At 62.7% G+C, this 21,635-nt stretch carries 21 protein-coding genes; 10 read left to right on the forward strand and 11 right to left on the reverse strand.

Going from position 1 to position 21,635, the window contains the following annotated elements; all coding sequences use genetic code 11:
• Positions 1–3: 3 nt before the first annotated feature.
• From AC1RTQ_RS12290 to AC1RTQ_RS12315, 6 genes are all read right to left on the reverse strand, one after another.
• Entirely contained in the window at positions 4–1,344 is a 1,341-nt protein-coding gene (locus tag AC1RTQ_RS12290; RefSeq protein ID WP_492876062.1) for a branched-chain amino acid ABC transporter permease, read from the reverse strand.
• Positions 1,345–1,347: 3 nt separating this feature from the next.
• Positions 1,348–2,301, reverse strand: coding sequence for a branched-chain amino acid ABC transporter permease (locus tag AC1RTQ_RS12295; protein ID WP_304349253.1), 954 nt, complete (start codon positions 2,299–2,301; stop codon positions 1,348–1,350).
• A gap of 112 nt (positions 2,302–2,413) precedes the next feature.
• Positions 2,414–3,649 (reverse strand): branched-chain amino acid ABC transporter substrate-binding protein, encoded by a 1,236-nt coding sequence (locus tag AC1RTQ_RS12300; protein ID WP_304349254.1) that lies wholly within the window; start codon positions 3,647–3,649, stop codon positions 2,414–2,416.
• A 228-nt stretch (positions 3,650–3,877) separates the two neighbouring features.
• Complete coding sequence (locus AC1RTQ_RS12305; RefSeq protein WP_304349255.1) at positions 3,878–5,113, reverse strand: branched-chain amino acid ABC transporter substrate-binding protein; 1,236 nt, start codon at positions 5,111–5,113, stop codon at positions 3,878–3,880.
• A gap of 187 nt (positions 5,114–5,300) precedes the next feature.
• Positions 5,301–6,323, reverse strand: a complete 1,023-nt coding sequence (locus tag AC1RTQ_RS12310; protein WP_492876066.1) for a DUF4123 domain-containing protein — start codon at positions 6,321–6,323, stop codon at positions 5,301–5,303.
• 337 nt (positions 6,324–6,660) lie between these two features.
• A complete protein-coding gene (locus AC1RTQ_RS12315) occupies positions 6,661–8,304 on the reverse strand; it encodes a 3-(methylthio)propionyl-CoA ligase (RefSeq protein ID WP_492876068.1) in 1,644 nt (547 codons plus the stop codon).
• 204 nt (positions 8,305–8,508) lie between these two features.
• On the opposite strand from AC1RTQ_RS12315, the gene AC1RTQ_RS12320 reads away from it, so the two are divergent.
• The 5 genes from AC1RTQ_RS12320 (at position 8,509) to AC1RTQ_RS12340 (ending at position 12,383) form a co-directional block, all read left to right on the forward strand.
• Positions 8,509–10,044: a protein adenylyltransferase SelO gene (locus AC1RTQ_RS12320; protein ID WP_492876070.1), complete on the forward strand. Its 1,536-nt coding sequence runs from the start codon at positions 8,509–8,511 to the stop codon at positions 10,042–10,044.
• Positions 10,041–10,457 (forward strand): peptide-methionine (R)-S-oxide reductase MsrB, encoded by a 417-nt coding sequence (gene msrB / locus AC1RTQ_RS12325; protein WP_280008463.1) that lies wholly within the window; start codon positions 10,041–10,043, stop codon positions 10,455–10,457. Before AC1RTQ_RS12320 ends, msrB begins: the two co-directional genes overlap by 4 nt.
• 214 nt (positions 10,458–10,671) lie before the next feature.
• Positions 10,672–11,241, forward strand: a complete 570-nt coding sequence (locus AC1RTQ_RS12330; RefSeq protein ID WP_302090135.1) for a septation protein A — start codon at positions 10,672–10,674, stop codon at positions 11,239–11,241.
• Positions 11,238–11,504, forward strand: a complete 267-nt coding sequence (locus AC1RTQ_RS12335; RefSeq protein ID WP_302090134.1) for a BolA family protein — start codon at positions 11,238–11,240, stop codon at positions 11,502–11,504. Before AC1RTQ_RS12330 ends, AC1RTQ_RS12335 begins: the two co-directional genes overlap by 4 nt.
• An 87-nt stretch (positions 11,505–11,591) precedes the next feature.
• Complete coding sequence (locus AC1RTQ_RS12340) at positions 11,592–12,383, forward strand: peptidylprolyl isomerase (protein ID WP_409817003.1); 792 nt, start codon at positions 11,592–11,594, stop codon at positions 12,381–12,383.
• A gap of 75 nt (positions 12,384–12,458) precedes the next feature.
• On the opposite strand, the gene AC1RTQ_RS12345 is transcribed toward AC1RTQ_RS12340, so the two are convergent.
• Genes AC1RTQ_RS12345 through AC1RTQ_RS12355 form a run of 3 tightly spaced genes read right to left on the reverse strand, consistent with a single transcriptional unit; the run spans position 12,459 to position 14,854 of the window.
• Positions 12,459–13,334 carry a hypothetical protein gene (locus AC1RTQ_RS12345; protein ID WP_492876073.1) on the reverse strand — a complete coding sequence of 292 codons (876 nt, stop codon included), beginning with the start codon at positions 13,332–13,334 and terminating at the stop codon, positions 12,459–12,461.
• Positions 13,331–13,918 (reverse strand): sigma-70 family RNA polymerase sigma factor, encoded by a 588-nt coding sequence (locus tag AC1RTQ_RS12350; protein ID WP_492876075.1) that lies wholly within the window; start codon positions 13,916–13,918, stop codon positions 13,331–13,333. The genes AC1RTQ_RS12345 and AC1RTQ_RS12350 overlap by 4 nt, the downstream gene beginning before the upstream one ends.
• A gap of 39 nt (positions 13,919–13,957) precedes the next feature.
• Positions 13,958–14,854 (reverse strand): hypothetical protein, encoded by an 897-nt coding sequence (locus AC1RTQ_RS12355; RefSeq protein WP_492876077.1) that lies wholly within the window; start codon positions 14,852–14,854, stop codon positions 13,958–13,960.
• A gap of 428 nt (positions 14,855–15,282) precedes the next feature.
• On the opposite strand from AC1RTQ_RS12355, the gene AC1RTQ_RS12360 reads away from it, so the two are divergent.
• Complete coding sequence (locus AC1RTQ_RS12360; RefSeq protein WP_492876079.1) at positions 15,283–16,575, forward strand: purine-cytosine permease family protein; 1,293 nt, start codon at positions 15,283–15,285, stop codon at positions 16,573–16,575.
• Between the two features lie 62 nt (positions 16,576–16,637).
• Here the strand turns inward: AC1RTQ_RS12360 and AC1RTQ_RS12365 are convergent, their stop codons facing one another.
• Complete coding sequence (locus AC1RTQ_RS12365) at positions 16,638–17,405, reverse strand: ankyrin repeat domain-containing protein (RefSeq protein WP_492876081.1); 768 nt, start codon at positions 17,403–17,405, stop codon at positions 16,638–16,640.
• 123 nt (positions 17,406–17,528) lie between these two features.
• On the opposite strand from AC1RTQ_RS12365, the gene AC1RTQ_RS12370 reads away from it, so the two are divergent.
• Positions 17,529–18,017: an SH3 domain-containing protein gene (locus AC1RTQ_RS12370; RefSeq protein WP_304349262.1), complete on the forward strand. Its 489-nt coding sequence runs from the start codon at positions 17,529–17,531 to the stop codon at positions 18,015–18,017.
• Between the two features lie 68 nt (positions 18,018–18,085).
• Here the strand turns inward: AC1RTQ_RS12370 and thiD are convergent, their stop codons facing one another.
• Positions 18,086–18,958 (reverse strand): bifunctional hydroxymethylpyrimidine kinase/phosphomethylpyrimidine kinase, encoded by an 873-nt coding sequence (gene thiD / locus AC1RTQ_RS12375; protein ID WP_034365936.1) that lies wholly within the window; start codon positions 18,956–18,958, stop codon positions 18,086–18,088.
• 290 nt (positions 18,959–19,248) lie between these two features.
• On the opposite strand from thiD, the gene AC1RTQ_RS12380 reads away from it, so the two are divergent.
• The 3 genes from AC1RTQ_RS12380 (at position 19,249) to AC1RTQ_RS12390 (ending at position 21,635) form a co-directional block, all read left to right on the forward strand.
• Positions 19,249–20,355, forward strand: coding sequence for an FAD-dependent oxidoreductase (locus tag AC1RTQ_RS12380; RefSeq protein ID WP_492876086.1), 1,107 nt, complete (start codon positions 19,249–19,251; stop codon positions 20,353–20,355).
• Between the two features lie 119 nt (positions 20,356–20,474).
• Positions 20,475–20,672 carry a sulfur carrier protein ThiS gene (thiS, locus tag AC1RTQ_RS12385; protein WP_182283326.1) on the forward strand — a complete coding sequence of 66 codons (198 nt, stop codon included), beginning with the start codon at positions 20,475–20,477 and terminating at the stop codon, positions 20,670–20,672.
• A gap of 159 nt (positions 20,673–20,831) precedes the next feature.
• The gene (locus tag AC1RTQ_RS12390; RefSeq protein WP_492876089.1) at positions 20,832–21,635 is read left to right on the forward strand and encodes a thiazole synthase; all 804 of its coding nucleotides are present in this window, start codon (positions 20,832–20,834) and stop codon (positions 21,633–21,635) included.

The raw sequence follows: 21,635 nt of genomic DNA on the forward strand, positions 1-21,635 counted from the left end.
GGTTCAGCCCTCCCCTTTCTTGATGCTTTCTTCAATCGCTTCCTGTATGCGGCCCCAGCGACGGGCCGTCAGTCGGCGCACGCCCTCCAACAGCCCCAGGCCCACCACGAACACCACAATCGCCACTGTCCAGGTGGCAGCAGCACCGGTGTCCAGCTCGGCTCCCATGAATGGCACCTTGGGGCCCAGAGCCGCATTGAGCTGCATGTGATAGATCATCTCGATCAGCGACGCAGCGCCGATCACCGTCACAGTGCCCGCCGCCAGAATGCCCAGATAGGGCATCAGCAGGCGCTTGAAATGGCCGAACTTGGCGACACGCAGATTCATCATGATCAGGCTGGCCACACCGCCGGGGGCATACATGACCATGAGCAGGAACACCAGGCCCAGGTACAGCAGCCAGGCCTTGGTCAGCTCGGACAGCAGCACCGATGCCAGCACCAGCAGCACGGCACCGATGATGGGGCCGAAGAAGAAGGTGGCTCCGCCCAGGAAGGTGAACAGCAGATAGCCTCCCGAGCGAACCACGCTGACGCTGTCCATGGCCGTGATGATCTCGAAATTGATGGCCGTCAACCCACCGCCGATGCCGGCGAAAAAGCCGGCAATGATGAAGGCGAAGTAGCGCACGCGCTGGGTGTTGTAGCCCACGAACTCGACACGCTCGGGGTTGTCGCGCACGGCGTTCAGCATGCGCCCCAACGGCGTGCCGGTAAAAGCAAACATGGCAGCAGTGCAGACAAAGCAATACACGGCAATCAGGTAATACACCTGCAGGCCCGAGCCGAAATCCAGTCCGAAGAACTTGCTGTAGACCCGGTCCGTGGTGATGCCGCCCTCACCGCCGAAGAACTCGGGAAACATCAGCGCCATGGAGGCCACCAGCTCTCCCAGACCCATGGTGATCATGGCAAAGGTGGTGCCGGATTTCTTGGTCGTCACATAGCCGAAGAGCGCGGCGAAGAACATGCCCGCAAGGCCGCCCACAATGGGAATCAGCACCAGCGGAATGGCCATCTCGCCTGCAGCGGCCTTGTTCATGGCATGAATGGCCAGGAACGAACCCAGGCCGGTATAGACCGCATGCCCGAAGCTCAGCATGCCGCCCTGCCCCAGCAGGATGTTGTAGGACAGACAGATGATGATCAGATAGCCGATCTGGCTGAGCATGGTCAGGGCCAGCGAGCTGGTGAAGATCAGCGGTGCCACGATCAGCGCCAGCGCAAACAGGCCCCAGATCAGAATTCGCCCTATGTTCAAGGGCTTGAAGCGGTAATGTTCCTGGTTCCGAGCTTTGTCGGCAGCAGAAGAATTCATGGATGTTTTTGCAATCGAAGACATGGCTCAATCCCCTCTGGTACCCAGCAAGCCCTTGGGGCGGAAGATCAGAATCAGCACCAGGAACAGGTAAGGCAGAATCGGTGCGACCTGCGACAGCGTCAGCCGCAGCACGGGCCAGCCGAAGGTGGACTCATTGACCTGATGGCCCATGGAGGCGAACAGGCCAGCCAGAGACCAGTCCAGTGCCACGGCGAAGGTCTGCAACACGCCGATCAGCAGCGAGGCCACGAAAGCACCGGCCAGCGAACCCATGCCGCCGACCACCACCACCACGAAAATGATGGAGCCCACGGAGGCCGCCATGGCGGGCTCGGTCACATAGGTGTTGCCGCCAATCACTCCGGCCAGACCGGCCAGCGCGCAGCCGCCGCCGAACACCAGCATGAACACGCGCGGCACGTTGTGGCCCAGCGCCTCCACCATTTCGGGGTTCTTGAGCGCGGCCTGAATCACCAGGCCGATGCGTGTGCGCGTCAGCAGCAGCCAGACAGCCACCAGCATCAGCAGCGCCACCAGCATCACAAAGGAACGTGACTTGGGGAACTGTGTGCCATACAAGGTGAACAGCGGCCCCTGCAGCGCCGATGGCAGCGCATAAGGCACGGTGCCGCGCCCCCAGACCAGCTGCACCACCTCAAGAATCAGATAGGACAGACCAAAAGTCACCAGCAACTCGGGCACATGGCCATATTTGTGCACGCGGCGCAGGCTGTAGCGCTCGAACAGCGCCCCCAGCACGCCCACCAGCAGCGGGCTGACGACGAGCGCGGGCCAGAACCCGATGACGCCGCTGAGCGTGTATGCGAAGTACGCACCCAGCATGTAGAAACTGGTGTGAGCGAAATTAAGCACGCCCATCATGCTGAAGATCAGCGTCAGGCCCGAGCTGAGCATGAAAAGCAACAGCCCGTAGCTCACGCCGTTGAGCATGGATATGGTGAAAAATTCAGGCGTCATCGACTTGCCTTGTTCTCATGAGCAAAAAGACCGCTGCAGCACTGCACCTGTTATGCGTTCTTGTCGGTGCGGATGCTGCAGCACGAGGGAAAGCGAGATATGCGAGCCTGATTCAGGACGGACGCTTCATCTGGCAGCTGGTGGGCGTGCTGGCCACATAGGGCTCGTAGTACTTCACGGGGGCGAAGGTGTAGCCGGTGTTTTCGGCGTCATAGGGGAACTTGCCGCCCGCCTTCTGCCACTTCGAGATATACAGGCCCTGCTGCAACTGGTGGTCGCTCTTGCGCATCTCAACATCGCCGTTGAAGCTCTTGAGCTTCATGCCCTCAAGCGCTGCCGCAACCTTGACCGGGTCGGTGGAGCCCGTCTTGACAAAGGCCGCATCCAGCAAGGCGAAGACATGGTAGATCGAGCTTTGCGTCAGGTCGTCGTTGAATTTCTTCTTGAAGCTATCCATGCTGGCCTGAATCGGCGCGCCCATGTTGTAGTGCCCGTAGGTCACGGTATAGACCTTGCCGTCGGAGGCCGCGCCCATGGCCGTGGGAGCGCCGGCGCCAAATGCGTAATAGGTATAGAACTTGACGTTGTTCAGCCCCGCGTCGTTGGCCGCCTTGAGCAGCAGCGACAGATCCGCGCCCCAGTTGCCGGTGATCACGGTATCGGCTCCCGACTGCTTGATCTTGGCCACATAGGGCGCGAAGTCGCGCACCTGGGCCAGCGGAGAAAAGTCATCGCCCACGATCTGCACATCCGGACGCTTTCTCTTGAGCAGGTCCTTGGCGAACTTGGACACCTGCTGGCCATGCCCGTAGTTCTGGTTGATCAGATAGACCTTCTTGACCTCGGCATCGTCCTTCATGAAGGTGGTCAGCGCCTCCATCTTCATGGAGGTATCGGCATCGAGCCGGAAATGCCAGTAGCTGCACTTGCTGTTGGTCAGGTCGGGATCCACGGCCGCGTAGTTGAGATAGAGCAGCTCCTTGCCCTTGTTGCGGCTGTTGTGCTTTTCCAGCGCATCCATGATGGCCAGCGCCGGGCCCGAGCCATTGCCCTGGGTCACATAGCGCACGCCCTGATCCATGGCCGAGCGCAGCGCGGCCGTGGTCTCCTGCGGGCTGAGCTTGTTGTCCAGCGCCACGATCTCGAACTTCACCCCCGAGGCATTTTTCTTGTTGAACTCCTCCGCCAGCAGCTGAAAGGTCTTGAGCTGATTCGTTCCCACGGCAGCCATCAGACCCGACAAGGGATCAATCCAGGCGATCTTGACGGTTTCGCCCTTCTGAGCCCAGGCTCCACCTGCACTCACTGCCATGGCCGAGACGGCCACTGCGCGTATAACCCATTTCATACTTGTCTCCTTCACCATTTTTGCTAGCAACTGACGCCAATCTACCGGCCGGTAGACTTTTTCCCGCTGGGGAAAGCCTTAGGAACTATCACGCATGCGACTTGCCGGGCCGATTCGCGGCAGTTGGCGACACTTGCGCGACAGCTGCTCGCACTTACAGACGAATGAAATCCGGGAACAAAAAAGGACGCCACCAGGGCGCCCCGAATATCGATCCCGCCTCCCCGCTCAGGACGGGCGCTTCATCTGGCAACTGGTGGGGGTGCTGGCCACATAGGGCTCGAAGTACTTCACAGGTGCAAAGGTATAGCCCGTGTTCTCGGAGTCCATGGGGTATTTGCCGCCGGCCTTCTCCCAGCGCGCGATGTACAGGCCCTGCTGCAACTGGTGATCGCTCTTGCGCATCTCGACCTCGCCGTTGTAGTTCTGGAACTTCATGCCCTCCATGGTCGCCGCGACCTTGACCGGGTCGGTGGTCTTGGCCTTGGCAAAAGCCTGGTCGAGCATGTTCAGCCCCGTGTACACGGTACCGGTGTACATGTCCTCGTTGACCTTGGCCTTGAAGCCCTTGACGATCTTGTCCATGACTCCGGGCATGTTCAGGTGGCCATAGCCCACCATATAGACCTTGCCTGCCGCCGCTGCGCCCATGGCCGTGGGCGCGCCCGTGGCAATGCCGTAATAGGTGTAGAACTTGACGTTGTTCAGGCCCGCGTCGTTGGCGGCCTTGATCAGCAGCGCCAGGTCCGAGCCCCAGTTGCCGGTGATCACCGTATCGGCGCCCGACTGCTTTATCTTGGCCACATAGGGCGCAAAGTCACGTACCTGAGCCAGTGGCGAGAAGTCATCACCCACGATTTCCACATCGGGGCGTTTGCGCTTGAGCATCTCCTTGGCGAACTTGGACACCTGCTGACCATGCGAGTAGTTCTGGTTGATCAGATAGACCTTCTTGACCTCAGGCACGTCCTTCATATAAGTGGTCAAGGCCTCCATCTTCATGGAAGTGTCGGCATCGAGCCGGAAATGCCAGTAGCTGCACTTGCTGTTGGTCAGGTCCGGATCTACCGCCGCATAGTTGAGGAACACGACCTCCTTGCCCTTGTTGCGCGCATTGTGCTTTTCCAGCGCATCCATGATGGCCAGCGCCGGGCCCGAGCCATTGCCCTGGAACACATAGCGCACACCCTGATCCATGGCCGAGCGCAGCGCAGCCGTAGTCTCCTGCGGGCTGAGCTTGTTGTCGATGCCGATGATTTCGAACTTCACCCCCGAAGCACTGCTCTTGTTGATTTCCTCAGCCACGTACTGCAGGCTTTTGAGCTGATTGGATCCCAGCGCTGCCATCAGGCCCGAGAGCGGGTCAATCCAGGCGACCTTGACGGTCTCACCCTTCTGCGCCATCGCACTCCCCGCGCACGCCAGGATCACCGATGCTGTCAAAGCCTTGATTGCAAACTTCATAGAGCGTCTCCGTTGGTGGTTATGAGCGACGCCCAGCCTAAAGGGCAAGCCAGCGCCTGCGGCCTGGGGGTTGCCCTAGCGCATATCACATTGGTGACTGCAGGGTTTACCTCAGGCCACAACTTCAAAAACCATAGCCGGCTTCTCCTGCCCATAAAGGGATAGAGACACTTTAGACTTCAAAAGTCTAGAGCGGTAGCTGGCTTTCCGTCAGCGGCAGGCCGCTGGGGCTGCTCAGCACCTGAGGCTCGGGCAACTCCCTGCCATCCAGAAGCGGGCCTATCTCGCGCATCAGCTGATCGAAGCTCAGCCTGCCGTCCTTGACCCGGGCCAAAAGCTCCTTCACGCCGGGCAGCTGATCAAAGCGTGCGCCCGCCATCAGCGCCAGGCACAGATAGTTGAGCAGGTCACGTGTGCCCGATAGCCCCTGGCGGCGTGCGAACACCAGTTGCTGACGCACAAACCAGTGCATGGCCAGTGGCGGCAATTTGTCGCGCAGATGGGTCTGATTCAGATTGAGGTAGTAGATCAGCAGATCGGGCACATTGCCCTTTACCAGCGCATCGACCTGAGCGGTGCTGAGTTGCAGCGGCAGGGGCACCGCAGGCCCGGCAAAATCAGCCGCCGCATATTCATGCAACCGGCCCGATCGGCTCCAGCACCACCAGTGCACGACCGGCCCCAGCAAGGCCCGGCACTGTGCGGGCTGCAGCACGGGATCGATGACGCTTTGCGTGTCCGGATCACTTTGTCCCAGCAAGGCCGCGAGCACGGCGGGGTCCCATAGGGCCAGATAACTGCTGTTGCCCTCGGGCAGCACAGGGTCCATGCCCAGGCGCAGATGGGCCAGCAGCGCCGGCATCTCGCACTCGCTGGCAAGCAGGCTGGCGCAGGGGCTGGCCTGCACCACATCGAGCACGGCATCGAGAAAATCCTGCTGCGGCTTTTTCAAGGCCTGGGCACTGCTGCCCAGGTGCACCAGCCAGGGGCTGAGCTGGCCCTCCTTGCTGGAGCGCGCAAAAGCAAACAAGGCCTCGGCACCGCTTTGCGGGGCCAGCGCCAGCAGCTCGCGGTTCTGCGCCGCATCCAGCAGCAGATACAGCTGCATGGGCAGGCCCGTGGAGCGCCCGCCTGGATGCAGCTGCGACCAGCGCTGGGGCCAGATCCTGCGCGCAGGCCTTGCTTCCTGCCAGGCAGGCGGCGTGCTCATGGCAACTCCTTGTTCACAAAGGCCGAGCGCTGCTGCGCCCGGCGTGCCAGACACTCCAGACACACATTGCGCGGTGCAGCCGGGGCGACAGTCTCTGGCCCGCAGGCTGCTGCAGGAAGACTCCATGCACCCAGCCCGCCTAGCAAGGCGGCTGCGAGAAGCTGGCGTCGCGGCAGGTCTTGGGAGCGATCACCATCCGATAGCGAGGATGGCGAGCAATCGCAAAAACCAGGAGCTGAAGGCATGGATGTCAAACAATCAATCGCGCCAGAAGAGGCACAGGCAAAAAAGCCATCATCTCACGATGATGGCTTTGCTCCAGCCGGACGGGAGGCGATCAGGCAGCCGAAGGCAGCTTGTAGTCCTTGAGTTCCTCGCGCAGACGGGTCTTGAGCATCTTGCCCGTGGCACCGATCGGAATGGCCTCCACAAACACCACATCATCGGGAATTTGCCACTTGGCCGTCTTGCCCTCGTAGAACTTCAGCAGCTCCTCGCGCGTGATTTCGGCGCCTGGTTTCTTGACCACAGCCACGATGGGGCGCTCGTCCCACTTGGGATGCGGCATGCCTATGCAGGCTGCCATGGCCACGGCCGGGTTGGCCATGGCGATGTTTTCAATATCGATGGAGCTGATCCATTCGCCGCCGGACTTGATCACATCCTTGCTGCGATCGGTAATCTGCATATAGCCGTCGGGGTCTATCGTCGCCACATCCCCCGTCGGGAACCAACCGTAGCCATCAGCCCCGCGCACCAGGGGATTGCCGCTGCCTTTGTAGTAGCTGTCGACGATCCAGGGGCCGCGCACCAGCAGGTCGCCATAGCTCTTGCCATCCCAGGGCTGCTCGTCGCCAGCGTCGTTGACGATCTTCATCTCCACACCATAGATCGCGCGCCCCTGCTTTTGCAGGATCTTCATCTGCTCGTCCTTGGGCAGATCCAGATGCTTGTTCTTGAGCGTGCACAGCGTGCCCAGCGGACTCATCTCCGTCATGCCCCAGGCGTGCAGCACCTCCACACCATAGTCGTCCTGGAAGGCCGTGATCATGGCCGGCGGGCAGGCGGAGCCGCCGATCACCGTGCGCTTGAGCTTGGAAAAACGCAGGCCGCCCGGCTTCATATAGCCAAGCAGCATCTGCCAGACGGTGGGCACGCCGGCAGCAAAGGTCACGCCTTCCGACTCGATGAGGTCATAGACTGACTTGCCATCGAGCGCCGGGCCCGGGAAGACCATCTTGCAGCCCGTGAGCGCCGCCGAATAGGGCAGGCCCCAGGCATTGACGTGGAACATGGGAACCACGGGCAGCACAGAATCACGGGCAGACAGGCACATCACGTCCGGCAGCGCGGCTGCATAGGCGTGCAAGGTGCTGGAGCGGTGGCTGTAGAGCACGGCCTTGGGATTGCCCGTGGTGCCGCTGGTATAGCACATGCTGGAAGCGGTGTTCTCGTCGAACTGCGGCCAGCGGTATTGATCGGACTGACCCGCAATCCAGCTCTCGTAGCTGACAAGGCCGGGAATGCCGCTATCAGCCGGCAGCCGGTCTGCATCGCAGAGCACCACCCATTGCTGCACCTCGGGACATTTGGCATGCACGGCCTGGATGATGGGCAAAAAAGTCAGGTCAAAGCACAGCACCTTGTCTTCGGCGTGGTTGACGATCCAGGCAATCTGCTCGGGGTGCAGGCGCGGGTTGACGGTGTGCAGCACCCGGCCCGAGCCGCTGACGCCGAAATACATCTCCATATGGCGATAGCCGTTCCAGGCCAGGCTGGCCACGCGATCGCCCTGGGCCAGTCCCAGGGAGTCGAGCTTGTTGGCCAGTTGGCGCGAGCGGGCCGCCAGATCCTTGTAGGTGTAGCGGTGGATATCGCCCTCCACACGGCGGGAGACGATCTCTCCATCGGCATGGTTGCGTGCGGCAAACTCGATCAGGGAAGAAATCAGCAGCGGCTGGCTTTGCATCAGACCCAACATTGGCACTCTCCTGGATATCGTTGTGATGATCGGGAAGCATCCTAGCGCGGGCTTCCCGGTCGTCATCTGAGGACTGTCACCAATGCGTAACCTTGGCGACCTTTGCCGGCATCCTCCCTCTGAACGATATGCGCGCACTCAGGGAAAAACCTAGGCTGCGCTCCCGCTTCAACCGGCTCAACAACCCTGCAAGCCCTGTCCCTGATGCCGCTCAAGCACAATGCCTGCATGAGCGAATCCCCTGCCCCGCAATGGCGCAAGCCCGGCCGCTTCGAATCCCTGGGCCCTGCTTTTTTCACCTATCTTCAACCCACGCCAGTGCCCGAGCCGCACTGGATTGCCACCAGCGTCAGCACGGCCCGCTGGATGGGTCTGAACCCCGAATGGCTGCGCAGTGCCCAAGCACTGCAGATACTCAGCGGCAATCCCGCCCCCGACCATGGCAACGGCGGCAGCAAGCCGCTGGCCACTGTCTATAGCGGTCACCAGTTCGGCGTCTGGGCCGGCCAACTCGGCGACGGCCGTGCCATCTTGCTGGGCGAGACGGAGCAGGGCTTTGAAGTCCAGCTCAAGGGCGCAGGCCGCACCCCCTATTCACGCATGGGTGACGGCCGGGCCGTGCTGCGCTCGTCAATTCGGGAGTTTCTCTGCAGCGAAGCCATGGCGGCTCTGGGCATTCCCACCACGCGCGCGCTGGCGCTGACAGGCTCGCCCCTGCCCGTGGCGCGCGAGACCATGGAAACCGCCGCCGTCGTGACCCGTGTGGCCGAGAGTTTCATCCGCTTCGGCCATTTCGAGCATTTCGCCGCACGCGACATGCAGGCCGAACTAAAAGCCCTGGCCGATCTGGTCATCGACCAGCACTACCCCCAGTGCCGCACGGCCGCTGCACTGAACGGCAATCCCTATGCCAACTTTCTGCAGGCCGTGAGCGAGCGCACGGCCCGATTGCTGGCCCAGTGGCAAGGCGTGGGCTTTTGCCATGGCGTGATGAATACCGACAATATGAGCGTCCTGGGCCTGACCATCGATTACGGCCCCTTCCAGTTTCTCGACGCCTTCGACCCCGGCCACATCTGCAACCACAGCGACAGCCAGGGCCGCTATGCCTTCAACCGCCAGCCCCAGGTGGCCTACTGGAATCTCTATTGCCTGGGCCAGGCCCTGCTGCCGCTGATCGGCGACGAAGAGCTGACGATTGCCGCGCTGGAGTCGTACAAGACCGTCTTTCCCGCCGCCTATGCGCGCCAGATGCTGGCCAAGCTGGGCCTGCCCGAGAACGAGGCCGGCACGCCCGCCACCGAAGGGCGCTTTGCGCTGCTGGTCAACCCGCTGCTGCAGATCCTGGCCGACAGCAAGGTGGACTACACCATCTTCTTCAGCCGCCTGACCGATGCTATTGCACAGAGGCAGGAAACGAAAATCGACTTTGAGCCACTGCGTGACATCATTTTGGATCGCGCCAGCTTTGATGCCTGGTCACTGGGCTATTCAGCTCAGCTGGCACAAGTGGATCAAGCGCAAGCCGTCGATTTGATGCAAAAATCCAATCCGCGCTTTGTGCTGCGCAACCATCTGGGCGAGACCGTGATTCGTGCCGCCCAGTCAGGCGACTTTGCGCCTGCGCAGCAAATGCTGGCCGTGCTGCAAGCGCCTTATGAATCGCACCCGGACCACGCTGACTGGGCCGGCTTCCCGCCCGACTGGGCTTCCTCGATTGAGATCAGCTGTTCATCATGAGCTTCCCTGTCCAGAAATCCGACCAAGAATGGCAAGCCCTGTTGCAGGACAAGGGCGCCGAAGCCGCGGCCTTCCAGGTCACGCGCCACGCGGCCACCGAGAGGCCGTTCACCGGCAAATACGAACAGTTCTGGGCCGATGGCAGCTACCACTGCATCTGCTGCGGCAACAAGCTGTTCGACTCCCATACCAAGTTTGACGCCGGCTGCGGCTGGCCCAGCTTTGACCAGGCCCTGCCCGGCGCCATCACCAATATCGTGGACCGCAGCCACGGCATGGTGCGCACCGAGACTGTGTGCAGCAACTGCGGAGCCCATCTGGGCCATGTCTTTCCTGACGGCCCCACCGACACCGGCCTGCGCTACTGCATGAACTCGGCCTCGCTGGATTTCCAGAACGAGCCCCAAAAATAAGAGCTGGCAACGCTTGGGCAGCAAGGGCTACGCTTCCAAGCGGGCTTGCTGCGCTGACGCTGCGCATCAGCTTTGATAGCTGATTCCGTCCGGCGCACAAGGCTTTGCTCACGGAATGACCTGGGCTTTGGTGCATGATGCGGCTTTACTCACAGCGCCGGGAACCTTGTCGGTGCTGCGCAGTCTGAATTCCAGAACGACTACCATTTCGCGCATGAAGCTGCTGATTGATTTCTTCCCCATCATCCTGTTTTTCGTGGCCTTCAAGGTCTGGGGCATCTACACCGCCACAGCCGTGGCCATTGCCGCCACTGTGGCGCAGATCGCCTATCTGCGCTTGAAGACCGGCAAGATCGAGCCCATGCAATGGATGAGCCTGGGCGTCATCGTACTGTTTGGCGGCGCCACTTTGCTGGCCCATGACGACAACTTCATCAAATGGAAGCCCACGGTGCTGTACTGGCTCATGGGCGGCGCGCTGCTGATCGGCCAGTTGGTGTTTCAAAAGAACCTGCTGCGCTCCGTCATGGGCGCGCAACTGCAACTGCCCGACGCCATATGGCTCAAGCTCAACTGGGCCTGGACCGCATTCTTCGCTGCCATGGGCGGACTCAACATCTGGGTAGCCTACAACTTCGACACCGATGCCTGGGTCAACTTCAAGCTGTTTGGCGGCATGGGACTGATGGTGGTGTTTGTGATTGCACAAGCCGTCTACATGAGCCGCTACCTGCCCCAGGACGGTGTGCCCAACACGGCCGAAACCAAGGACAAGCAGCCATGAGCGTGACCATCAGCGCCCAGGCCATGGACGCAGCCCTGCGCCAGCGTCTGGCCCCGAGCCGACTCGAAGTCATCGACGAGAGCTATCAGCATGCCGGTCATGCCGGTGCCAACGACAGCGGTGTGGGCACGCATTTTCGCGTGCGCATCGCTGGTCCGGCCTTTGATGGAAAAACCCGCGTGGCACGCCACCGCCTTGTGTATGATGCACTGCAAGACTTCATTGACCAGGGTGTTCATGCCATCGCCATTGAAGTACTTTGAGAACGCACCGTTCTGACCGCAGGCTCCTTGATGGGAGCCTGTTGCGTATGGACTGAACTTCACTTACTTTTCTCAATCACAACTCGAATGAGCATGAAACAAAAGCAACTGGCCCGCATCGTGGCCGCCGCTGTTCTGGGCGCAGCCGCCCTGTCCGCCTCGGCCCAGAATGTGGCTATCGTCAATGGCAAGGCCGTTCCCATGGCCCGCGTCAATGCCCTGAAGGCCCAGATCGAAGCCAGCGGCCAGCCCGTGGCCCCCGAGATGGACAAGATGATCAAGGACGAGGTCATCGCGCGTGAAGTCTTCATGCAGGAAGCCAACCGCCGCGGTCTGGCAGCTTCCGAGGCCTACAAGCAACAGATGGACATGGCCCGCCAGACCGTGCTGATCCGTGCGCTGTTCGAAGACTTCCAGAAGAAGAACCCCGTGACCGATGCCGAAGCCAAGGCCGAATACGACAAGTTCGTTGAGGCCAATGGTGGCAAGGAATACAAGGCCAGCCACATCCTCGTGGAATCCGAAGACCGCGCCAAGGCCATCATCGCCGAGGTGAAGGCAGGCAAGAAGTTCGAAGACATCGCCAAGAAGGAATCCAAGGACCCCGGATCGGGTGCCCGCGGCGGCGACCTGGACTGGGCCAACCCCAACAACTACGTGCCCGAGTTCACCGAAGCGCTGATCAAGCTCAAGAAGGGCGAAATGACCGACGCCCCCGTCAAGAGCCAGTTTGGCTGGCACATCATCCGCATGGATGACGAGCGCCAGGCTGAAATGCCCAAGTTCGAGGACGTCAAGCCCCAGATCACTCAGCAGCTGCAACAGCAAAAGCTGCAGCAATTCCAGGATCAGCTGCGCAAAAGCGCAAAAATCCAGTAACATGCTCTTACGCCAGGCCTGAAAAGGACTGGCCAGACCATCACCCAAGCCCGCGTCAAGCGGGCTTTTTTTGTCTCATCGCTGCGGTGTTGCTACATCTTGCGCAGCATCTTGACCAGACTCAGACTTGACTGGCGGCAATTGCTCTTGCTTTCGCGGACGGCAATGCGGGGGTTGGCGTGCCGTGCCCGAGCCACTATCCGCCCCCTTATCCGCCCCCTCTGTTGCGGCTTGCCGACGGGCCTCTTCTTCGGTCGGCAGGGGACACAGCGGCAATTGCGCGGACAAGCGAGAGTTTTGGGGTGTCATCGCATCGGCCGCCGGTGCAACAGGCTGCGCAGCATCCGTGCTCCGGGAAAGCGCCTTGGCAGCCGGTGCTCTGCTTGCTGCCGCTGCTGCGCTGGAGGCTGGCGCAGCCTCGGATTGCGGCGCGGGGGCCGACGCCTGCACATCCAGGGTATGCGGCGCCTGCTGCGCCTTTGCTGGAGCCCGGCTCTGCCTGGACTTCTCAGCCAGCGGAGCCGAAGGAGCTGCGCTGGCATCTGCAGCCGCCGGAGCAGAAGCCATTGCAGACGCCTGTACAGCTGCCTGTGCAGCCGGGTCGATATCCGCAGGCTGGGCAGGCTCGGCCACGACGTCGGAGCTGGAACCGGATCCGGCGTCCGGCCCGCTCCACCAGGCACCATGCTGCAGCATCAGCCAGCCCACCAGTCCGACAGCCGCCAGTCCGCCCAGCGCATGACGCAGCCAGAAGCGGTCATTGGCGGCAGGCTTGTCCATCGGCACCGAGGGCTCCTGCCGTACGCCTGCCGCGCGCTGGCGCGCGCGATCCAAAATAGCGGCACTGCTTTGTGCACTGGGGCCACGGTCTTGTGCCACCGCATCGTGGTAGATCTCTCGCAGCGCATCGGGCTTGTCGTCGCCGGACGGGGCGTCGGGGTGCATATTCATGCCAGTTCCTCCAGCGCGGCGCGCAGTTTGGCACGCGCATAGCGCAAGCGGCTCTTAGCCGTTTCCTCGGCAACGCCGGTGGTCTTGGCAATTTCGGCCAGTGTCAGATCAGCCTCGACCTGCAGCAAAAAGCACTCGCGCTGCTCGGCCGGGAGCCGGGCCAACGCTGCCAGAATGGCCTGGGCCATGAGTTGGCGATCGAGCTGCTGCTCGGGCTCGAAGCCCGAGGCCGCAAACAGGCTTTCGGCCAGCCGCATGGACTCTTGCGTGTCTGCCGACAGGCTGATGCCCGGCCGCTGCCTGCGCCAATGGTCGACCAGCCGGTGATGCGCCATGGTGAACAGCCAGGTCGTGAACCTGCTGCGCACCTCATAGCGGCAAGCACTGTCCACCACGGCAAACCAGAGGTCTTGCGCCAGATCGTCGGCCAGCGCCGCATCGCCCGTGTTGCGATAGAAATAGCGCCACATGCGCAGGCTGTGCCGGGCATAAAGCGTCTCAAAAGCCGTGGTCTGCCCTGCGGCATAGCTGCGCATCAGGGCTTCATCGGCGGTTGAGGGTTGGGCAAGCGGCGGTGCAAGCATGCCCGCGATTATGCAAATTCCGGCGACAGCGCCACCAACTCAGTTGCGGGGCGGATCCGGCACAAAGCCGTTGTCCCCGGGAAAAGGATTGGGCACGCGCGGCTGGGACAGCCGTGGACGAGGCTCGCGAATCACGCCTCTGGCGACCAGATTGGCATAGCTGTCGTAACGGATGCGCACCATCTGCCGGGGTTGGTCGGAGTCGGCTTCGAACTCCACCTGGGTGACTTGCGAGCGCTCCACCGCGCCATGGCCCGTGCCCAGCGAGGGGGCCGGCGAGGCCTGTGGCGCACGGCGCTCGGCGCTGCGGCTCTTGCTGGCGGCCTGCGGCACGGCGACATCCGCCGCCGCAGATTCAGCCGCCGAGGCACTGGCCTGCGCTTGCGGCTCATAGAGCGGCCCCTGGTAGGCGGCAGGCTCGGGGAGCTTTTCACGGTACAGCGCAACCCCGATCACGCCCACATCCTGCGGCCGGCCGGTTCTGGCGGCATAGGACATATCGCTTTCGGAGAAATAGAACGCAGCCACGTTGTCATTGCTTTTGCGCCAGCCCCTCACGTCATAGCTGTCGCCCGCATCCAGCACATAGCCGCCTTCGGCGCGGGAACTCGCCGTGCGGCCGTTGATGGCATTGACCCCGTCAACGCTGATGACGCCCATGATGATGCGGCCCTCGAGATTGCGGATGCGCACCGCATAGTTGGCACCAGGACGACCCACCACCCACAACTCCCCCTCGTGACTGTACTGGGGCAGTACCCGACCCGTGGCACGTTCGACGATGCTGATCTGGGCCAGCTTGTGGCTGCCACGCGTCCAGGCCGAAGCCGGCGCGGCGGCCACCATCGCGGCAGCGCAGAGCACAAAAGCGCGCAGCAGACGGCCGCGCGACAGCAAGAAACCGGAAACCGGGGGATCGATACGGACAGACAACATGGACAAGGCCTCCTCAAAGTACAGCCACAGCGGCGTGAAACAAACTTGTCGAAGGCTGAAACGCAGCAGCAGAGCCAACGGGGTCAAGACCGGCCCTCCGATTTGCAAGCATTTGCAACACCATTTCCAACACCCTTTGCAACACCGCTTCGCGCCGCAGTCCTGCTCCGGCCTGGCATGTCTGGCACAATCGCGCTCGCTGCTGCCCAAGGCTGGCAGCCATGCTGGGGGTGTCCTGACCATGACCGGTCAGGGCTGAGAGAGTCCCTTTGAACCTGATTGCGCAAGCGGTGTCTTGAGGTCCGCTTGCCCGAGATCATCCTCGCGCAGGGAAGCTGTCCAAGGTGTCAGACCGCGACTGGCCATGTCTTTGCTGGCCTGCCGCGCCAACCATGCGGCCCCTGCTTCGTTTTTCTGGCGGAGCATTCATGAATTCATCTTCTTCCACATCGGCCAATCGGGCCCTGGCCCCGGTGACGGCGCAGGAGCGCGTCTTTGCCTGGCGCGACCATGCCTCGCTGTGGTTCAGTCTGGGCGTGGGCCTGCTGGTCATGCAGATGGGCGCCTATCTGCTGCCCGCGCTCAGCCCGCTGCATGCGCTGATCGCGATCGGCATCGGCTCCCTGATCGGCGCCGGCCTGCTGGGCTGGGTGGGCAAGCTGGGCTGCGACAGCGGCCTGTCCAGCGCCGGGCTGATGCACAGCGTCTACGGCCGCCGCTTCGCACGACTGCCTATCGTGCTCAACATCATCCAGCTGCTGGGCTGGGGCAGTTTCGAGCTGGTGGTGATGCGCGACGCCACCGTGGCGCTGGGCAAGCAAAGCGGCATCATGGGCGCCGCCTACTGGCCCTGGCTGGCCACGCTGCTCTGGGGTGGCGTGATCCTGCTGCTGATGAGCGGCTCCATGACCACCCTGGTGCGCCGCATCATCTCGCGCGTGGCCTTGCCGCTGGTGATTGCCTCGCTGCTGTGGCTGAGCTGGCAATTCCTGAAAATGGCCAGCGCCACCGGCCTCGGGACCTTGCTGGCCCGCGAAGGTGCAGGCGGCATGAGCATGCTCGGCGCCGTCGATCTGGTGATAGCCATGCCCATCAGCTGGCTGCCGCTGGTGGCCGACTATGCGCGCCACGGCAAAAGCGGCAAGTCCGCGCTGACGGGTGCCTGGAGCGGCTTTGCCCTGGCCAATATCTGGTGCTACAGCCTGGGCGTGCTGGTGGCCCTGACCCTGCCCAGCGAAGACCTGGTCACGGCCCTGCTGCTGGCCCAGGGCGGGCTGATTGCCCTGTCGCTGATTCTGATCGACGAGGTGGACAACGCCTATGGCGATGCCTACTCGGGCGCCATGTCGGCCCACAGCCTGCAACCGGGCTGGAGCATTCGCCGCTGGGGACTGCTGATCGCGTCGCTGTGCACAGCGCTGGCCATGGTGCTGCCCATGCACAGCCTGGAGCCGTTTCTGCTGCTGCTCAGCTCCTGCTTTGTGCCGTTGTTCGGCGTGATGCTGGGTCGCCTGGCCTTTGGCACCGATGCCGTGCAGCTGATGCAAAAAGCGCCCGCCGTGCGCTGGGATGCCGTGGCCATCTGGGTGCTGGGCATTGCGTTCTATCACCTGCTGCCCTATGCCAGCACAGCCCTGGGCTCGGCCCTGCCCACGCTGGCGCTGACTTTTGTGGTGGCCGTCGCCACACGCCAGCTGCAGCCGCGCTCCGTTGCCGCCTGAAAAACAAAATCAATAGCAAAAAGCGCCCCCTAACAGAGCGCTTCAGCCATTTTCTCTACTTCTTACCTGGCGCCCGCTGCCTGCAGCAGTTGCACCACGGCCTGCTGCCCGCGCTGGCGTGCATGGGCCAGGGCCGTCACCCCATCCTTGTCGGGCAGGTTCAGATCCGCTTTCGCATCGATCAAGGCCTGGATGATGGCCTGATGGCGCGGCCCGCCATCGCTGAGCACCACGGCCTCCATCAGGCAGGTCCAGCCCAGCCGGTTGACATGGTTCACATCCACACCAGCCGTGATCAGCGCCTGGGTTGTTTCCAGATGGCCTCGCTCGCAGGCCGGAATCAGGGCCGTGCCGCCATAGCGGTTGGTGCTCTTGAGATCGGCGCCGTAGGAAATCGTCATGCGCACAATCTCCAGCCGGCCCTGCGCACCGGCCAGAAGATAGGCGCTGTCTTGCATCTGGTTCTGGATATTGGGGCTGGCACCGTGCATCAGCAGCGATCGCGCCACCTCGATATGGTTGGCTGCCGTGGCCAGCAGCAACGGGGTATTGCCCTGGGCGTCCTGCGCGTCGACAGGCGCGTTGCCGGCCAGCAGATTGCGCACCGCCACGGCATCGCCCTGCGCGGCAGCGGCCAGCAATTGCCGGCCCAGCATCTGTAGCTCCCCGGCTTTTGCATCCGCAGCGGCGGCAGGTGCTACAGCTGGAGCATTCGCCGACGCCCTACTCTGGCAGGCCGTGAGCAGCGTCGCTGCGGCCAGAGCCGTCATCGCAAGCGTCAATCGGGTGGTCAACGAGGCGCTCCCATGGGCGCTGGCTGGCTGGTTCATGGCATTCCTTGATGGCTGTCGGGCGTTCAGCCCCTGTCAGCTTTCTACAGGAACTATAGCTAGCCACGCAAGTCCGATAAGGGTTACAGCCTGTTTTCAATCGATAAAAGGAGAATCTGCCCCGTGCCTTGCAACCAACGCCGCACAGCCCGCTGGATCCGCACCGCCGCCACTTCAAGCCTGATCGCGCTGGGTGCGCTCACCGCCGGCCTGCTGCCGGCCCTTGCACAAGCCCAGGAATTTGTCAGCATCAAGGGCAAGACCGTGAATGTGCGCGAACAGCCCAACACCCGCTCCGCAACCCTCTGGGAGCTCAGCAAGGGCTACCCACTGCAAGTCACCCAGCGCAAGGGCCAGTGGCTGCGCGTGAAGGACTATGAGTCCACACTGGGCTGGGTCCACGCCCCGCTGACCAGCAAGAGCCCGCATATGGTGGTGACGGCGCGCACGGCCAATCTGCGCTCCGGCCCCGGCCAGAAACACAACCGGGTAGGCAAGCTGGAGCAGCATGAGGTGCTGCAGACGCTGAAAAAGCAAGGCAGCTGGGCCCAGGTCCAGCGCAGCAATGGCCAAAGCGGCTGGGTGGCCAAGAATCTGGTCTGGGGCTGGTAAGCCCAGCAACAAGCACACCCCAAAAGCAAAGGCCTGCAGCAGCAGGCCTTTTTTGTGAGTGCCGGCAATCAGCCTTCGACGATCAGCTGCGCGCGCGGCGCATAGCCATGATTGAGCGGACCATGGCCCTGGCCGGTATAGACCTCGGCGCCCGCTTCGATGGCGCCCAGAATATAGCGCCGCGCCTCGGTCACTGCCGCCTCCAGCGCCAGCCCCTGGGCCAGGAAAGATGCAATCGCCGACGACAGCGTGCAACCCGTGCCGTGACCGTTATGGGTGATGATGCGCTGCGACTGCAGGCGCAGATAGTCACCGGCCTGCTGGCCTTGCCGACCCAGCACATCCATGACCAGATCGCCGCTCAGATGCCCGCCCTTGAGCAACACCGCCGGCGCCCCCATGGCCAGCAGATCGGCGACGGCCGCATCCAGCGCTCCAATGCCGTCGATGCTGCGACCCAGCAGCAAAGCTGCTTCATCCAGATTGGGGGTAATCACCGTCGCCAGCGGAAACAGCTCGCTGACCAGCGCCTGTGCCGTCTCGGGAACGATCAGGCGATCGCCACTGGTGGCCACCATCACGGGGTCCAGCACCACGTTCCTGATCCGGTGGCGACGGATCGCATCCGCCACCACGCTCACCACATCGGGGGTTGCCAGCATGCCGATCTTGACGGCATCGACGCCTATGTCCTGCACAACGGCATCGATCTGGCCGCGCACGGTATCGAGCGGAATGCCGTGAATACCCGTCACGCCCAGCGTGTTCTGCACGGTGATGGCCGTGATCGCCGTCATGCCGTAGCAGCCCAGTGCCGCGCAGGTCTTGAGGTCGGCCTGGATGCCGGCGCCTCCACCGCTGTCGGAGCCGGCAATGGAGAGCACGCGCGCATAGCGCTTTTTTGCGGCGCCGGAGATGGAGGATGAAGCAATCACTGTCATGGCAAAAATTATCGCCCATGCGCATGGTCAATGCGTGCAGTTTGCGGTTGTGCTGTAATGTCCAACGGACGAAACAGGGGTGTCCCGCAGGCAAGCAGCCTGCGCGGACTGAGAAACACCCTGGGGCAGCGCCAGCCACCGGCTGCGCACCAGAGCACCATCCGTGCCCTGTGCCCCCTGCACCCGATCCAGGTCATGCTGGCGTGGGGAGTTTCACAAGCCGCAAGGCATGCCGCGTTTTGTCCTGCACATGGCCCTGTTCCTGTGTCCGGATGGAAAACGATTTGCACATGTCATTGCTACAAGCTTCTTCAAAGATCGCCATTCTCGGCGGCGGCCTCATGGGCCGTCTGCTGGCGCTGGCCCTGGCCCAGCGCGGTCATGCCATCGACCTCTATGACGCGCACGGCCCGCTAGGCGATGGCGCTGCGGCGCGCGTGGCGGCCGCCATGCTGGCGCCGCTGGCCGAATCGGCCATTACCGAGCCCGGCGTGGTGCGCATGGGCCAGCATGGGCTCAAGCGCTGGCCCGAGCTGATAGCCCAGCTTGAGCAGCATGTGTTTTTGCAGCAAAACGGCACGTTGATCCTCTGGCACCGTCAGGACCAGGGCGATGCGGCGCGCTTTTTCGGCCTGCTGGAGAAAAACCGGCGCATCAACCCCAGCCTGCCGGCCATGCAGGAGAAGACCGGCGCGGCGCTGCAGGACTGCGAGCCCGCGCTGCAGGGACGCTTCAACCAGGCCGTCTATCTGCCCGGCGAAGGCCAGCTCGACAACCGCCAGCTGCTGACGGCGCTGCTCGACAAGCTCAGCGCCCTGGGCGTGCGGCTGCACTGGGAGAGCCCGCGCGAAGTGAGCGACTTCCGCCCCGGCGAAACCCATGGCGACAGCGGCCAGCCAGACTTCGTGTTCGACTGCCGGGGTCTGGGTGCCCGTACCCAGTGGAAGCAGCTGCGCGGCATTCGCGGCGAGGTGGTGCGCATCCATGCGCCCGAAGTCACGCTGCAGCGCCCCACACGCCTGATCCATCCACGCTACCCCATCTATATAGCGCCCAAGGAAGATCATCTGTTCGTGATTGGCGCGACCGAGATCGAGTCCGACGATATGTCGCCAGCCAGCGTGCGCTCCACGCTGGAGCTGCTGAGCGCGGCCTATACCGTGCACTCCGGCTTTGCCGAAGGCCGCATTGTGGAGATCGCCACCCAGTGCCGCCCCACCCTGCCCGATAATCTGCCCGCCGTGCGTCTGCTGACCCCGCGCGTCATGGAAGTCAACGGCCTCTACCGTCACGGCTTCATGATCTCGCCCGCCATGCTGGACGTGGTGCTGGAGCTGGTGGACCACAACGACTCGCCGCTGGCGCGCGAATTCGATGTCGCCGTGCATCGTGGCTGAACTGCGAGCCCGAACTGCGAGCCCGAACTTTGGCGCACAGCACTTGCACCCCCGGCGCACGCAAGCACTGCCGTGCAGAGGTTTAACTTAGCACCCGCTTTATTTTCCGTTTCGATGCCATGAAGATCACTCTCAACCAGCAAGCCACCGAGCTGCCAGCCCATGCCACCGTGGCCGATGCGCTGGCGCAGATGCAGGCCAGGCCCCCGTTTGCCGTGGCGGTCAATACGGTATTTGTGCCCAAGACGCAGTACGCCGACCATGCGCTCAATGAGGGCGACAGGATGGAAGTCATCTCTCCGGTGACAGGCGGCTAGCAATGAATCCCCCTGAGTCGCTTCGCGCCTTCCCCCAGGGGACGACACCCTCGCGGCGAGGCGGCTCTTGCTCGGTGTCACTGACTTGGCACATGCTCGTTTGAAGTCCATTTGGCTTGACGAGCACTGCGATACAAAGACAAGAGATATAGATAAATCATGAATACCAAAACCACCGACGACGCACTGGTTCTCTACGGCCAGCGTTTTGAAAGCCGCTTGCTGCTGGGCACCTCGCGCTACCCCTCGCCGGCGATTCTCGAAGCCGCCGTGGAGCGCTCCAAGCCCGCCATGGTCACGGCCTCGCTGCGCCGCCAGGGCAGCAATGCCGCCGAGACCGGTGCCAGCTTCTGGGAGCTGCTGCGCAAGCTCAATGTGCCCGTGCTGCCCAACACGGCAGGCTGCATGACCATCCAGGAGGCCGTGACCACGGCCCAGATGGCGCGTGAAGTCTTCGACACCCCCTGGATCAAGCTGGAGCTGATCGGCGACGACTACACGCTGCAGCCCGATACGCTCAATCTGGTGGAAGCGGCCTCCATCCTCATCAAGGACGGCTTCCAGGTCCTGCCCTACACCACCTACGACCTGGTGCTGTGCCAAAAACTCGTCGACGTGGGCTGCCAGGCCGTCATGCCCTGGGCTGCGCCCATCGGCACCGGCCGTGGCCCCGTCAACCCCTATGCCATGCAGATGCTGCGCGAGCGCCTGAAGGTGCCGCTGATCGTCGATGCCGGCCTGGGCCGCCCATCGCATGCCTGCACCGTGATGGAATGGGGTTATGACGCCGTGCTGCTGAACACCGCCGTGGCCCTGTCCGAAGATCCCGTGGCCATGGCCGGCGCCTTCTCCGATGCCGTCAATGCCGGTCACGCCGCCTGGCGCGCAGGTGCCATGGCCGAGCAAAACGCCGCCCAGCCCAGCACGCCCGTGCTGGGCACCCCTTTCTGGCATCAGGAATAA

The organism is Comamonas sp. GW821-FHT11H03 (assembly GCF_058807955.1).